This window comes from Bacteroides sp. 3_1_23 (genome assembly GCF_000162555.1).
GTDB classification, from domain to species: Bacteria; Bacteroidota; Bacteroidia; order Bacteroidales; family Bacteroidaceae; genus Bacteroides; species Bacteroides ovatus.
This window is the reverse complement of the sequence record NZ_GG774955.1, coordinates 1200546-1214105: the sequence shown is the minus strand read 5'-3', so window position 1 is coordinate 1214105 and position 13560 is coordinate 1200546. Positions and strand designations below refer to the sequence as shown.

17 protein-coding genes are annotated in these 13560 nt (G+C 36.2%); 4 read left to right on the top strand and 13 right to left on the bottom strand.

Going from position 1 to position 13560, the window contains the following annotated elements:
• Window positions 1–131: 131 nt before the first annotated feature.
• Window positions 132–491 carry a hypothetical protein gene (locus HMPREF9010_RS02160; protein ID WP_004303898.1) on the bottom strand — a complete coding sequence of 120 codons (360 nt, stop codon included), beginning with the start codon at window positions 489–491 and terminating at the stop codon, window positions 132–134.
• A gap of 152 nt (window positions 492–643) precedes the next feature.
• On the opposite strand from HMPREF9010_RS02160, the gene HMPREF9010_RS02165 reads away from it, so the two are divergent.
• The 4 genes from HMPREF9010_RS02165 (at window position 644) to HMPREF9010_RS25770 (ending at window position 4345) form a co-directional block, all read left to right on the top strand.
• Window positions 644–2971: a DUF3987 domain-containing protein gene (locus tag HMPREF9010_RS02165; RefSeq protein WP_008651493.1), complete on the top strand. Its 2328-nt coding sequence runs from the start codon at window positions 644–646 to the stop codon at window positions 2969–2971.
• 256 nt (window positions 2972–3227) lie between these two features.
• Complete coding sequence (locus tag HMPREF9010_RS02170; RefSeq protein ID WP_004296631.1) at window positions 3228–3716, top strand: HU family DNA-binding protein; 489 nt, start codon at window positions 3228–3230, stop codon at window positions 3714–3716.
• A gap of 70 nt (window positions 3717–3786) precedes the next feature.
• Window positions 3787–3885, top strand: a complete 99-nt coding sequence (locus HMPREF9010_RS26235) for a smalltalk protein (protein WP_004303901.1) — start codon at window positions 3787–3789, stop codon at window positions 3883–3885.
• A gap of 16 nt (window positions 3886–3901) precedes the next feature.
• Window positions 3902–4345 (top strand): N-acetylmuramoyl-L-alanine amidase, encoded by a 444-nt coding sequence (locus HMPREF9010_RS25770; protein WP_008020284.1) that lies wholly within the window; start codon window positions 3902–3904, stop codon window positions 4343–4345.
• Window positions 4346–4404: 59 nt separating this feature from the next.
• Here the strand turns inward: HMPREF9010_RS25770 and HMPREF9010_RS02175 are convergent, their stop codons facing one another.
• The 12 genes from HMPREF9010_RS02175 to HMPREF9010_RS02215 all read right to left on the bottom strand — a co-directional run bounded on the left by HMPREF9010_RS02175 (window position 4405) and on the right by HMPREF9010_RS02215 (window position 13321).
• Window positions 4405–4638 carry a DUF4248 domain-containing protein gene (locus HMPREF9010_RS02175; protein WP_004296628.1) on the bottom strand — a complete coding sequence of 78 codons (234 nt, stop codon included), beginning with the start codon at window positions 4636–4638 and terminating at the stop codon, window positions 4405–4407.
• Between the two features lie 437 nt (window positions 4639–5075).
• The gene (locus HMPREF9010_RS0124855; RefSeq protein WP_032852929.1) at window positions 5076–5633 is read right to left on the bottom strand and encodes a glycosyltransferase family 4 protein; all 558 of its coding nucleotides are present in this window, start codon (window positions 5631–5633) and stop codon (window positions 5076–5078) included.
• Window positions 5630–6172 (bottom strand): glycosyltransferase, encoded by a 543-nt coding sequence (locus HMPREF9010_RS0124850; protein WP_032852928.1) that lies wholly within the window; start codon window positions 6170–6172, stop codon window positions 5630–5632. Before HMPREF9010_RS0124850 ends, HMPREF9010_RS0124855 begins: the two co-directional genes overlap by 4 nt.
• A 21-nt stretch (window positions 6173–6193) precedes the next feature.
• Window positions 6194–7264 carry a glycosyltransferase family 4 protein gene (locus HMPREF9010_RS02180; protein ID WP_032852927.1) on the bottom strand — a complete coding sequence of 357 codons (1071 nt, stop codon included), beginning with the start codon at window positions 7262–7264 and terminating at the stop codon, window positions 6194–6196.
• A 24-nt stretch (window positions 7265–7288) separates the two neighbouring features.
• Entirely contained in the window at window positions 7289–8077 is a 789-nt protein-coding gene (locus tag HMPREF9010_RS02185) for a glycosyltransferase family 2 protein (RefSeq protein ID WP_008651480.1), read from the bottom strand.
• 18 nt (window positions 8078–8095) lie between these two features.
• A complete protein-coding gene (locus HMPREF9010_RS02190; RefSeq protein WP_008651479.1) occupies window positions 8096–9064 on the bottom strand; it encodes an NAD-dependent epimerase/dehydratase family protein in 969 nt (322 codons plus the stop codon).
• Window positions 9065–9071: 7 nt separating this feature from the next.
• Window positions 9072–9428 (bottom strand): SMR family transporter, encoded by a 357-nt coding sequence (locus HMPREF9010_RS02195; protein ID WP_008651478.1) that lies wholly within the window; start codon window positions 9426–9428, stop codon window positions 9072–9074.
• Between the two features lie 101 nt (window positions 9429–9529).
• Window positions 9530–9919: an HAD family hydrolase gene (locus HMPREF9010_RS26810; protein ID WP_369746658.1), complete on the bottom strand. Its 390-nt coding sequence runs from the start codon at window positions 9917–9919 to the stop codon at window positions 9530–9532.
• The gene (locus tag HMPREF9010_RS26805) at window positions 9909–10139 is read right to left on the bottom strand and encodes a hypothetical protein (RefSeq protein ID WP_369746657.1); all 231 of its coding nucleotides are present in this window, start codon (window positions 10137–10139) and stop codon (window positions 9909–9911) included. The genes HMPREF9010_RS26810 and HMPREF9010_RS26805 overlap by 11 nt, the downstream gene beginning before the upstream one ends.
• Complete coding sequence (locus HMPREF9010_RS02205) at window positions 10139–11014, bottom strand: decaprenyl-phosphate phosphoribosyltransferase (protein ID WP_008651477.1); 876 nt, start codon at window positions 11012–11014, stop codon at window positions 10139–10141. Before HMPREF9010_RS02205 ends, HMPREF9010_RS26805 begins: the two co-directional genes overlap by 1 nt.
• Before the next feature lie 26 nt (window positions 11015–11040).
• Window positions 11041–12708: a hypothetical protein gene (locus HMPREF9010_RS02210; protein WP_008651476.1), complete on the bottom strand. Its 1668-nt coding sequence runs from the start codon at window positions 12706–12708 to the stop codon at window positions 11041–11043.
• Entirely contained in the window at window positions 12695–13321 is a 627-nt protein-coding gene (locus HMPREF9010_RS02215; protein WP_032852926.1) for an O-antigen ligase family protein, read from the bottom strand. The genes HMPREF9010_RS02210 and HMPREF9010_RS02215 overlap by 14 nt, the downstream gene beginning before the upstream one ends.
• Window positions 13322–13560: the final 239 nt, after the last annotated feature.

Genomic DNA, 13560 nt, shown 5'->3' with positions numbered 1-13560 from the left:
TTAAATTTATATGAATAAATAAGTGAGTTTTTATCCGTGTTTCTCAATATGAAAGCAAAGATATAAAAAAAATTAAATAAAGAAAGAAATCGGGCAAAAAGATTGAAAAAATGCCCTATTTTCTGTAGAAATCACAATTTCACTCCATCCCAATGCATCACTGCCACCCATTCTGTCGGCTGACAAGTTCCGCAAGAACGATGCGGAACCGTAGCGACCACCAAGTCACAATGGGAAGACAGTACGATTCTTAACTCCTTCAGCAACATATCCAGCTGAATAATCAAATGAAGATATTTCGTCATACACCGGATCACCCGTACATACTGATAAATGCACATATCCTCTCCCCGCCTTATCTCCCCTAATGTTTTAGGAGAGATAGCGAATTCGCTTATGAAAAAACTGTTACTGAAAATACGATCCATATCCATTAAAGCCAATACCAAATTGCTTAAAAACTCATAAGGTTCCTGTTTTTCTTTTGCCATGTCATTCTATGATTAATAAATTATAATATTTCATTTTTTATTTGCTTTATCAAGTGCTATCCACATAGGGAAGCAACCCTATTTTTAATATCCCGACCTTTGTTCCCGTTATCTGATAGTCAGGTAGCTCAATCTTACAAAAACAATTTTATATGAAAGTTTTAGAAGAAATCAAAGTCTCGGTTTACGAAAATGTGTATTCAAAAAAGCCCCGAGTCATGTCTTTCCTTGAAGTCATTATTATGTGCATTCATCCGATCTATGCCTCCATCATAAACGCTATTCGGCGGTACTATGCAGAAGGAGACCATGCCGCGGCACAGAAGCTGAAAAACCAACTCCCCTGCTTCACTCCGGCAGGCACATTCGACGGAGCGCACGCTATCAAAAACTTTCTTCTCCCCAGCCATATTGTCGGACTTGATTACGATCATGTAAAAGATCGTCTTCAAGTCATCCAACGTTGTGCGGCAGATCCCCACACAGTAGCGGCAATAGAAAGCCCTACCGACGGAGTGAAAGTTTTCGCCTATGTAGAAGGTATCGAAAACCGCCATCGTGAAGGGCAGCAACTAGTGAGCCGCTACTACAATCAACTGCTGGGATTGGAGAGTGACCCGGCATGCAAGGACGAAAGTCGCCTGTGTTATTTCAGTTATTCCCCCAACGGATATGTTGCGGCGCTCTATCAGGCATTTGTGTTGGAGCCACTTATAAAAGAAGAAACAAACACTTTCTCTGAAAATGAAGTGCTTCCTCCCTTTCCCCTTCAGGATAATACTCCGGAAAACGTGTCTGAAGAAGAAATCGCCCAATTTATTTCGTCCTATATTTTCTTTCATCCGCTAACAGCCGGTCAGCGCCATTCCAACGTCTTCAAACTTGCCTGCGAAGCCTGCCGCCGACACTATCCCCAGAAAAGCATATTACGCGAACTTTCTCTATTTTTCGAGCACACAGATTTTCGTTCCGAAGAGCTAACAAAGGTTTTATCGTCTGGATATAAACAAGTTAATGAACATGCACCCGCTTCCTCTCCGGCCAGCGACCCTTCTTTTCAAAAGGACATAAGGACAAAAAGACAATATAGTACTGCAGAAAATTCCGATACCGACGACGAAGCCTATTGGCTGGGAGAAGAATTCCGAAAAGGAACCCCTTTATTTCCCCGCAGTTTGTACAATAATCTTCCCGACCTATTAAATGACTGTATCATTGAAGACGGAAGCGAACGCGAACAAGATGTCGCTCTCCTTTCCGATCTCACGGCCTTGAGCGCAGCACTTCCGCAGACTTTCGGAATTTATAATCATAAAAAATACTCCACGCATATATTCAGTGTCATACTTTCGCCTGCCGCCAGTGGTAAAAGTATCGCCCAAACCGGACGATACCTGTTGGAAGAAATACATTCAGAAATCCTGTCTACCAGTGAATCTATGATGAAAAACTACCAAACTGTACATAATAACTGGCAATCAGAATATCAAAAACAGAAAAAGAAAGGAGAAGCATGCTCCGAAGAACCGCAACGACCTCCTTTCAAAATGCTATTCATTCCTGCTACTACCAGCTATACCCGCATGCAAATGCAGATGCAGGACAACGGTCCACAGGGAAGCATCATTTTCGACACGGAGGCACAAACGCTATCCACAACCAATCATCTGGATTGTGGCAATTTCGACGATATGCTCCGCAAGGCTTTTGAGCACGAAAATATAGATTCTTCCTACAAAGCCAACGGCCTCATTCCGATCTATATACGCCATCCCAAATTGGCTTTGTTGCTGACGGGTACTCCCGGACAAATAGACGGCCTATTGAGCAGCTACGAAAACGGATTGCCCAGCCGCACCCTGATTTACACTTTCCGCGAAGCTCCGCACTGGAAAGAAATGGGCGACGACTGCGTCTCACTGGAAGATTCTTTCAAACCGATTGCGCATCGTGTCTCCGAATTATATCACTTCTGTCTGGCTCATCCGGTTCTTTTTCATTTCAACCGCCTGCAATGGAACCGTCTGAATGAGATTTTCTCACGTATGCTGTCCGAGGTGGCATTGGAAGGCAACGATGACCTCCAAGCCGTAGTGAAACGCTATGCTTTTCTGGTGATGCGTATCAGTATGATCCAGACCCGTATCCGGCAATTTGAAGCAACCGATCTTTCTCCCGAGATTTATTGCACGGACGCTGATTTTGAGCGTTCTCTTCAAATCGTTCTATGTTGTTACGAGCATAGCCGGTTGTTGCACTCATCCATGCCGTCTCCTTCGGTCCGTCCACTGAAGAATCCGGACACTATTCGTAATTTTGTTCAAGAGTTGCCCGACAGTTTCACGACAGATGAAGCGATTCAGATTGGCGCAAAATACGATTTCAACCATCGTAAGGTAACACGTCTGCTAAAATCGCTTAATGGAGTAAAGATCAATAAGATATCCCATGGTTCCTATACCAAGATGAATGAGCAATAGTCACATCTGTCCTTTTTGTCCTTTTGTCCTTTTGAAGAGTCCGGAAAAACATCGGGAGATTTGAAAAAAACATCTCAATGATTGAAATCAAACATTGGGAAGTTTCGATACAAATCTCCCGATGTTTTTTCTTTTTATCTGTGCGCCTGTGTGCGTCATTATGCGTCATGCCGCTTTCCCGATGTAGTACTTTTGTCATGTAATCGATTACAAGGCAATTAAACAATTAAAAATTAATGATTTAAAATTAAAAGTTATGGCACAGAATTACACTCTCATGGCTCGTAAGAACCTGTTGAAACCTAGTGAAACTCCGAAATTTTATGCAGTGGCGCGTAGCGGTCGTAAAGTGACGGTCAAGGAAGTTTGTAAACGTATCACTGAACGCTCTTCTTATTCCAAAGGGGAACTGGAAGGTTGTATCGGTGAGTTTTTGCTCGAAATCGTCAATGTACTGGATGAAGGAAATATCGTCCAGATGGGTGACCTGGGTAATTTCCGTATGAGTATCAAGACCGGTACTCCTACCGATACGGCAAAGGAATTCAAGGCATCATGCATTGATAAGGGCAAAGTGCTCTTCTATCCGGGTAGTGATCTCCGCAAGTTGTGTAAGACATTGGATTATACATTGTATAAAAGTGATTCTTCCACTGATTCGGATAAAGATCCGCTTCCTGATGATGGCGGTGATGATAATCAGGGAGGTTCCGGCAGCGGGGAAGCTCCGGACCCGGCAGCTTAATCAACCGGTTGTTGACTGGTTCTTGAGTTCATAATGTATCAGTAGTATTTATTCTTTAATTCAAATTTATATGAAAAAGCAACTTTGGAAAAACATTCTCCAGTTTATTGTAACTATCGCGACTTCGATCATTTCGGCTATCGGTGTAACGTCCTGCGTGGGACATTAATCTCCTGCTGACCGATATGGAAAATTCAGAAGAAAACTATCTCCCACGTGAGATTAAGTTGTTGGTGATTCATTGCAGCGCGACGCGCTGCAATGTTTCCTTCACCGTAGAGCAGCTTCGACAATGTCACCTGCAACGAGGTTTCAAGGACATAGGGTATCATTTTTACATCACCCGTAATGGGGAACTTCACCATTGTCGCCCGGTATCAGAGCCCGGTGCGCATGTGCGAGGTTTCAACCGGCATAGTATTGGAATTTGCTATGAAGGTGGGTTGGATGAAGAAGGTCGTCCGGCGGATACGAGAACACAGGCGCAGCGCTTCGCGCTACTTGACTTGTTGACGATTCTCAAACATCAGTATCCGGATGCGCAAATCCTGGGGCATTATCAACTTAGTGCTTCGATTCATAAGGCTTGTCCCTGTTTTGACAGTCGAAAAGAGTATATGAATATATAAAAAGAACTACGGGAGCTCGCGAAAGTGCAGTCTCCCGTAGTTTTTTATGTTTATATCATTTATAGTTCTCCCGGCTTTCCCAAGTAATAAGTAATAAGCCGCACTTCTCTCACAGAAAATGCCTTTGTCTTCGGATGAAAGTCAGTAGACAGTATCTCATTCATCAATGGCTTGCATCTCCTCATCCACCTCCGAAGTTTATTGACCGAAGCACGAATTGTCAAATCAGGAAAATACATCTGGGCTAACTCTTGTTTATTATAACATTTCACTACAAAGTCTGAATGTTCCATCGTTTCTTTATTACTATTTTCTATGCTATAAAGTTACAAATATTTCAACATATAAACAAAGAAAACTGATATTATTATCCAGTATAATGAGAGTAAAAAAATATCAACGATCTTCACAGACAGTTGATATAGTGGGAAATTCACATCGGCTTTAACCTCCGATGTCAGGGCGTAGATCAGAAATGTACCGTCGTACGATTTCCAATCCACAATGTAGGAGAATCATACTGTTTACAGCATGAAGCTAGGGACCTACATTTTTTTCATCTCACATACGAAACACTCACGTGTTTATTACATCTCAACATTTTATTTTATACCTAATTCTTGTCTAACATTCATATACTAATTCATTTGATACTCATTTTTAATGATAATCACAATATATTTTATATGATAGGACTGTACATTTTGTAGTTCCCAATAATTGAAGAATTTTATAAAGAGAATGATTGATAAATAGCTTCTAATTCTTTAATTCTATTAGTTATCAGAAACTTCTTTTCAAAAAGAGTTCGTGAATTTTCTCCGTACCAGTCTCTTTTCTGTCTATCTTCTACCAATTCACATATGGCCTTCAAAAAAGACTCTTTCTTAAAAGGAAGTAATCTTCCATTATACCCATCCTCTACACAATCTCTATTCCCAACCACATCAGATGCAACTATTGCTTTCCCTAAAGACATAGCTTCAATCACTGCCAAAGGTAACCCTTCATATCGGGCTACAGTCAGGTAAAACATTGAGTTCTTTACGCATTCCAATGTTTCCTTATGGCTAAGCCATGGAGACAATTCTATTACTTTATCCAAACCATATTCAGCAATCTTTACTTTCATCCTATCCAGATCTGGTGAATAATAACCTACTCCCAATAAACAGAATCCCACCTCTGGATGTAAAGTATGAACCTCTTTCACCACTTCTACTAAAAAAATAGGATTCTTCTGATATGATGGTCTCCCTATATAACAAATATATTTGTCCAGTCTCATTTTTTTTTCAATTCATTTATAGCATCAGGCACAGCATTATTCCAAACAAAAGCCCTATCTTTTTTATAATGCACCATATTCACTCCCATTATTTTTTCAGACTCTGAGCAAGCCAGAAGACGAGCATTAAACTTCGTGATACATTCAATAAACAAAAAGATATTTCTTTTTACCACGGATTGTGCACTTAAAAAAGAAAAAGCATGAGGTGTATAAAAAGTTCTCGTATGAGTCAAGAATCCAGCTGCCCGCCCAACAATTCCACCTTTAGCACTATGACAATGAATCAAGTCAGGACGTTCTTTCTTTATGATTCTCACAGTCTGCACAATAGCCTTTAAATCATTCCACAAATTTAAATCCCGATAAAGTTTTATTCTATACTCCTTTATTTCTCTTCCATATTTCTCTATCGGTTTGTTATTATCCTTATCTCCATGAACAATAACATATTCATAACCACTTTCTGCATATACAATAGAGTTTCGGATATAAATATCAAGCCCACCGATCATTTGACCAACATGCAAAATTTTCATAATTCTATTTCGAACTGTTTCTTATTTACAAATCGAGCCAAATATCGAAATGTATTTCTTGTAAATTTCATCATTAGAGAACTTCACTGCAAGCTTTTTGAAACCATTTTTCCCCATAGTTTTTCTTAGCTCATCATTTCCTAAAAGTTTCTCCAAAGCTTGCCGTAAGGCCACAATATCTAAAGCTGGTACAATAATACCATCTACTCCATCTTCTATATATTCAGGGAAACAGCCTGTATTTGTTGCTACCACTGGCTTTTCATAATAGAACACACTCTGTACCGTCTGCGTACCTGTGGCATCTCTATAAGGTAATACTATTACTTTACTTCGTTGAATCAATCCTGCCAACTCATTATCAGGCACATACTTATTAACATGTTCAAAGTTTGACGGCAGCGAATCTATTCCAAAAATTTGACTTATATCCCCTTTTCCAGCAATCATGAATTTCACATTCTTCATCTGCTTTCCCGCTTCTACTAATATATCAAGACCTTTATAATATTCTATTCTACCGAAAAATAACACATCTATATCTAAAATCTTATTTTCATTTTTAGGATATACCAAATTCTCAATTAAACCCAAATAATTCACTGCTATTTTTTTTTCATCCTTTATCAGCCCAAGTCGCAGTATATCATTTTTCATAAAATGACATGATACAATTATTTTTGCGCTATATTTAAAATAATCTTTGTATTGAGCCTTCAAAAGATAAGCATCTAATTGTCTAACACCCGAATGAAGAATATGATCATGAACAAAAGAAATAATTTTTTTATGGTCTACTATTCTATAGATGAATCTGTTAACCGGATGCGGACTATGAATGAAACACACATCAAAATCGAGAGAATGAACATACTTATAAATACAATAGTATGACAATGGATTTACGAAATCTAAAGTTTTTTTTCTATCAAAAGGGATGTTGCATATATTCTTCGTTCCTAATAGTTCATACCCAATATTTTTATTAGTCACAACAAATACTTCATGCTCTTTTGAAAAGAATTTTGTTAGCAAGAAAAAATTATCCCCCATTGCACCATTAACAGAAAAAGAAACAACAAGTATTCTCATCACTACTACAAATCTTTTTATTATTTATTCAATCTTGAGTAACAATTTTATCAATCCTTTTGGGATTATGCTCTTTAGCATATTGCTTAACCTAAAGCGTAATACCGCCTTCCAATAATAACAATAAGCCTCCCACCTTCCATATCCATTTGTCTTATGAATCTGCAGTACTTCCTTCTTCGATTCTATAAAATGTGAGAAACTAGCACCTGCATCAATCCTCACTCTCGAAACATAATATTTCAAATAATAAAATCGTTCCCCTGCGAGATAAATTGAAAGTAGAAAATCATAATCAGACGCAAGCTTATATTTAAGAGAATACTTTTTCCCCTTCATCAAATCAGTTCGAATGAACACACTTTGATGTGAGAAAGCCATCATATAACGCATACTTTTCAACCCCAAAGCTTTCACTGGTCTATCTCCTATGGCATAACGGAGAATCGTATCACCATAATAGACAGCATAATTTTTATGAGTTTTTACAACAAAAACAAAACGTTCTACTACTTTATTATCAACAAACTCATCGTCCGCATTCATAAAAAGAACCCACTCTCCAGTGGCATTATTGATAGCTTTATTCATAGCATCATATATACCATTATCCGGCTCTGATAACCAAAAAGATATCCTGCTTTCGTATTTCTTTATAATTGCTAAGGTACCATCTGTACTTTTTCCATCTATAATTATATATTCTATATTTTCATAAGTCTGACTAAGTACAGACAATATAGTTCTTTGTATGGCAGATACAGCATTATAACAAACTGTTATTATTGAGACACGAGGAAAGTTATTATTCATATTTGAGTATGTAAAATCTTATTTCTTCTTTTTATACATCTTATATGCCTCTTTCAGCATGTCCTCATCACTATACTGTGGATGCCAATCTAGATCTTTTTCAGTTTCCTGAATATCCAGAACATACTCTTCGTCCGCAATCATAAACTGTTCTGGATACATTAATGTAAAACCATATTTATCTAATAATCCTAACACTAACTTTACGAGTTTACCAGACGTTGGAATTACTATAGAATGTTTATCCGCTGACGTAACAACCCCCTGCAATAGGGTACGAATATCAGGCGGATTCTTAGAGCCTAAGTTATATTCTTTGTTAGGTAATCCTTTGTCTATAGCGCAAAGAATAGCGCTAACGCAATCAAATACTGAAATCATTTGGTAATGATTCTTGCCATTACCAATTGTTGGTACTGGTAAATTCATATCAATTAACTTAAATAACTTTACTAAAATACCTAGGCGGCCTGGTCCATTGATCATACGAGGGCGGAAAATAGTAATATTCATACCTTTTTGTCGATATTCCCGACAGATTTCTTCACACGCTTTTTTACTTTGTCCATAAGGACCAAAAGGATTTTGCGGGTGTTTTATATCCACTGGAAGATATTGTGGCCTACCATACGTCATATCAGTAGTAAACATCAAATAGCGCATACAATTCTTTTCTTCCATCACTTCTAGAATGTTCTTAGTACCAACATAATTAGTACTGTAAAAATATTCTTTACGATTTTTTGGAACCTTAGTGTGATACTGATTCGCCGCCAGATTGATTACCAAATCATCGGGCATTATATCAATCTTACGTATAGCAGACTTATCACGAATGTCTACATTTATAAACTTGGCTTTCTTATTAATACGTTCATCAAGTGTAGAAAGGATATCACCAACTACCACATTCTCCCCACGCTCAATCAGCGCATTGCTCAAGTAACGCCCAACGAAACCATCTCCTCCAAAAATATAATACTTCATTACTATTTTAACTTCTTGAAATTAAATACACACCAATACAAATAATTACAATACCAACAATCCGAATTACCGAGAGTGCTTCACCAAAGAAGTAATATCCCACCACTGCCGCTACAACATATCCTACACTTAAGAATGGATAAGCAAAACTAACTTCTACTTTTGAAAGAACCGCCATCCAAAGAAAAATACTAAGTGCATAGCAAATCATAGCTCCCCAAAGCCAAAGATTTGTTATCATCGCACCTATATTTGTAGTCATATTACTCATTCCCGTTTCTCCCACAAGCAACATACCTTTGCGAATGCACAGTTGTGCAGTACAATTCAGTAAAACACTGACTAAAATCAGTATGATATTCATATTATTATAATATATAAATGATATAAATTTGTTTTAGTAAATTTAAACAATAGACATTATTAGACATAAACTTCATTTATAAGACAATACTATTTAAATGTTCATCGTATCATTATGCCTCTATCAGCAAACTCCAAAATTTCCTTGTCGCCACGACTATCCCCATAAGCATATAAAAAATAATTTTTTCTATCAGGTTCTATTTCCAATAAACGATTTACTTTCTCGGGACCATAACAATTTTTCGTCAAGAAACGCCCAGTCAGTTTTCCACCAGGATCAACTTCAACTTTAGTTCCTATAGTAGCAGTTACTCCCAAACGCGAGCAACAGAATGGGCGGACCCAATCATCTATGCTAGCACTTATCACATACACTTTATCACCATTTTTCAAATGATTCTTTAATTTATCGACAGTCGATTCACGCTCTATTTTTTCCACTTCATCAGCAAAAATTTCTCCCCATCGTTGGAATTCCTTATAATCCATGCCACCAAAAAAATAATGAGAAAAGAGCTTGTTTGACCTTCCAATTAGGATACAACCTTAACTTAAATGCTATTAATAAAGGGGAGTGCAACAAGAAACCCACCATAAAAGCCCAATATCCTTTTGTAAAAAGAATAAAATACAGTAAAGTGTCTTTATTTGTAATTGTACCATCAAAATCAAATACGGCAATATTTTTCTTTCCCTCTAGCATACTCATCACAAATAGATTAGGACAAAAAAAGTCAAAAGCCAGCCAAGGATAGACAGTTGAATAAACCGATCATACATTAGAATTTTGGTAGGACTCCCACTTTTCACATCCACAATTGTTAGTTGCATATAACGTAATAATCCAATTAATACAAATATTGATGTTACATACAAATAAGAGGTATGCATTCGTTCCTGTACTTCAGGTGATACCGTATACATAATATAACATACCATTGTAACAGCCGACACTATTGTAATTGCCTGATTCATAAACTGCAAGTTATATCGATTAATATTGTAACGGACCTTTACCCCACTTTCCTCATACATAACAACGTCATCTCTACGTTTAGCAAAAGCAAGAAATAAAGCGAGAAGAAATGTCATCAACACAATCCATTGAGAAATCCAAATGCCAGTAGCGATCCCACCTACCCATATACGCAATACAAAACCTATTGCTATAATGAACACATCTATCAAAGCAACTCGTTTCAATCTAATACAATAAGCAATATTCATTATAAAATAAAACATGATAATACTTATCACTTTCCAAGCAATTTCATCAGTAAGCAAAAAACATATTACTATAGAAAGAGTAAACATCACCATCATTAGTATATATCCAACAAACACTGATACTCTTCCATTTGCTATAGGACGTAGCCTTTTCTTAGGATGTAAGCGATCCGACTCACGATCATAAATATCATTAAAACAATAAATACTGCTAGCTATAAAGCAATAGGCAAAAAAAACTTTTAGAGATGTGAACATATAAGACAAGTCCATAATATGTCCGCCAAAAAATAATGGCAAGAAAATAAATAAATTCTTTAGCCATTGCTGTGGCCTAATTAGCCTCAATAAATTCATAAATAGAACATACATATAGTATAAAATTACTTAATCAAAAACTTGGTAACCCATCCCTTTTTTGCTTTGTCCAACTCTTCTCTATTGACATATATTGGAATACTTTTTTGAAAAGGAATTTCTTCATAATCTATTGCGTCTTCTCCAATTTCCGTTGGATCATACCTTATGATTTCATCTTTAAAAACTTTATAATTGAAACTCCAATTTTTACTTCTAAAGTATTGCGGACTCGTTTGCTGTATAGCTTTTACATAATATTCCGTCACACATTTATTAAGAATTGAATATCCTAAAGAAATCGTCATAGCCATACTTACATTCAGCACAAGTAACACATACACTAATCGTCTCAACCATTTCCCAATATTATATTTAAGTCCTGCATATTCAGTATATAATAGAATCACAATAGGGAGGATATAGAAAAAAGGTACATACCTATATGAACTTCCCATTGGAAGTATCAGTAAAGATGATAACAACACACCTATAAAAATACAAGTATTCCTATATATTGAACTCTTTTTAGATATAGCATACAATATAAAAGAAAGTAATAAAACATCCACAAATACAATTCCACCTCCCCCTATTCTAGCACCAGGAGAACCGGCACTCATTATATTATTCTCTGTTACAATATATGGTGGAATATATTTTCCATCAAGAATATTGCTAGGACGAGAAGTATAGCTATATAATATTTGTATAATACGGTTTTTCTTTTGCAAAAATTGCGGTTGAGCACCATCATTTAGATATTCAGTCTCCTTATCTCCAATTCCAAGAGGATAAATAGGATTACAATGATCGATGGTATTAGTAATATATGGATTAAAACCTGAAGTTAGAATAGTAAGAACTACAGCCCCCAAAGCCACCGCTATAATTCTATTCATTAATCTATATTTTTTCTGTACAAAAAGAAATATTAAAAAGACAAAAGTAAAAAATCCAACCCAAAATAACATATTAAATTTTGTACTTCCAGCTAAAATGATTGCTGCAGTCATTAATAAATAATCTAAAATAGCTTTTCTACTGTAAATTCCATATAAAGCGACAATAAGCCAAACAACAGTAAAGTACCCACATAGATCTATATAATATGAAAATACTTGTGTTGCAAAAATGGGAGGTAAAGCTAAACAAAGAGTATAAAATAATTTTTTTCTAAAATCTAATGTCCTCCCCACTACACTCCTACCCAAAAAATCATGAATAAGAAAAAGAGAAGATAATCCTAGTAGCCAAGAGACAGCCTTTCCTGATTCTAAATTTCCTGTCATAGCTACAATTGTTGCCGAAACAGTCTCCATTCCTTTACAATAATGATCTATCCATATATTCATTTCCCAGTTTTCTGATATTATTGTATTGTGACTATCATAAATAGGATTCCATCCATGAGACAAAGCGTAAATCATAGGTTGATGATAAGCTTGTCCGTCATAACTGCCGTCAGGAATGATAGCTGATAGTAAGATTACAAACAACATTAAAAGTAAGCTAATACTTACATCTTTGATTATATTCTTCCTAAAGCAATGCAGGATAACAACACTTAATATAAACGCAACAGGAAAATGAATAGCACTGATATGCCAACCTATCAGCCAAGACACCCCAGACAAAAGCAAAGTATTGAGTATTGTAAAGATTTGAATATATCCAATATTACACACTTTCATTATTTTCTATTTTTGCATTTACATTAATACGTTGATAGTTCAAAAAATTTAAGATAAATAGATAAGTAATAGGTAAATCCACAAAGTTCTCATTGCATTCTATTAAAATAAATATAAGTAGAACAAGAATTGTTGGAACGCCTAATTGCATCCGTTTAATACCTCTATAAGCAAAACAAAGAAATATCACTAACCATAGCAATCCCAATGATGCAGAGTTATTTACTAAACCAATACATCCGCCAGCATTCCCATAATTTCGTTTCTCAAAGTTTCTTGTAGCAATGCCATATCCCCAAATCGGTTGTTCTAATGTCATTTCAAATTGAGTAATCAAATCACGAGTACGAGTCACTTTAGATATGTGCTCCTCTCCTGCATCATTTGCTGCTATTTTTCTTGCAACCACGGGAGAATTTATCATCATAATACATAACCCAAATATCAACAACATAGCTATAGGATAAAACCCCTTATGCATCCTACCATATTTTGAGAAGAAAATAACCAATGAAGCTATTCCCAAAAAAGCAATATAGGCCATTGTAGACAGAGTTGTAAGAAGTGTGACTACAATAACTAACATTTGCCATTTTTCTTTTCGATTCAACATCCCCTCTTTTATTTCAGGAATGAACAATATAAAAGCAAAATTTAAGAAATATTGATATGCACCTGGCTCATGGAATAAACCAGCATTCCGATGAAATAAATAATCCCACCCAACACAATGAAAAAAAAAATTCTAAATACTGCCCCTCTTCTCCAGATCTACTGACTATTTGAGGAGTAAATAATTCCATTTCAACCCCTCCAAAAACTATCAGACTAAATATAGCTAGTACTGTCAAA

What these genes read in the sequence shown, in the direction of transcription:
- HMPREF9010_RS02190 (WP_008651479.1), bottom strand. Translation starts at nt 9,064, where the DNA reads ATGAAGTATTATATTTTTGGAGGAGATGGTTTCGTTGGGCGTTACTTG.
- HMPREF9010_RS26805 (WP_369746657.1), bottom strand. Translation starts at nt 10,139, where the DNA reads ATGAGTATGCTAGAGGGAAAGAAAAATATTGCCGTATTTGATTTTGAT.
- HMPREF9010_RS02210 (WP_008651476.1), bottom strand. Translation starts at nt 12,708, where the DNA reads ATGAAAGTGTGTAATATTGGATATATTCAAATCTTTACAATACTCAAT.
- HMPREF9010_RS25770 (WP_008020284.1), top strand. Translation starts at nt 3,902, where the DNA reads ATGGAAAATTCAGAAGAAAACTATCTCCCACGTGAGATTAAGTTGTTG.
- HMPREF9010_RS02175 (WP_004296628.1), bottom strand. Translation starts at nt 4,638, where the DNA reads ATGGAACATTCAGACTTTGTAGTGAAATGTTATAATAAACAAGAGTTA.
- HMPREF9010_RS02185 (WP_008651480.1), bottom strand. Translation starts at nt 8,077, where the DNA reads ATGAATAATAACTTTCCTCGTGTCTCAATAATAACAGTTTGTTATAAT.
- HMPREF9010_RS0124850 (WP_032852928.1), bottom strand. Translation starts at nt 6,172, where the DNA reads ATGAAAATTTTGCATGTTGGTCAAATGATCGGTGGGCTTGATATTTAT.
- HMPREF9010_RS26235 (WP_004303901.1), top strand. Translation starts at nt 3,787, where the DNA reads ATGAAAAAGCAACTTTGGAAAAACATTCTCCAGTTTATTGTAACTATC.
- HMPREF9010_RS02170 (WP_004296631.1), top strand. Translation starts at nt 3,228, where the DNA reads ATGGCACAGAATTACACTCTCATGGCTCGTAAGAACCTGTTGAAACCT.
- HMPREF9010_RS26810 (WP_369746658.1), bottom strand. Translation starts at nt 9,919, where the DNA reads ATGGATTATAAGGAATTCCAACGATGGGGAGAAATTTTTGCTGATGAA.
- HMPREF9010_RS02160 (WP_004303898.1), bottom strand. Translation starts at nt 491, where the DNA reads ATGGCAAAAGAAAAACAGGAACCTTATGAGTTTTTAAGCAATTTGGTA.
- HMPREF9010_RS02165 (WP_008651493.1), top strand. Translation starts at nt 644, where the DNA reads ATGAAAGTTTTAGAAGAAATCAAAGTCTCGGTTTACGAAAATGTGTAT.
- HMPREF9010_RS02205 (WP_008651477.1), bottom strand. Translation starts at nt 11,014, where the DNA reads ATGAATTTATTGAGGCTAATTAGGCCACAGCAATGGCTAAAGAATTTA.
- HMPREF9010_RS0124855 (WP_032852929.1), bottom strand. Translation starts at nt 5,633, where the DNA reads ATGAGACTGGACAAATATATTTGTTATATAGGGAGACCATCATATCAG.
- HMPREF9010_RS02195 (WP_008651478.1), bottom strand. Translation starts at nt 9,428, where the DNA reads ATGAATATCATACTGATTTTAGTCAGTGTTTTACTGAATTGTACTGCA.
- HMPREF9010_RS02180 (WP_032852927.1), bottom strand. Translation starts at nt 7,264, where the DNA reads ATGAGAATACTTGTTGTTTCTTTTTCTGTTAATGGTGCAATGGGGGAT.
- HMPREF9010_RS02215 (WP_032852926.1), bottom strand. Translation starts at nt 13,321, where the DNA reads ATGTTGAATCGAAAAGAAAAATGGCAAATGTTAGTTATTGTAGTCACA.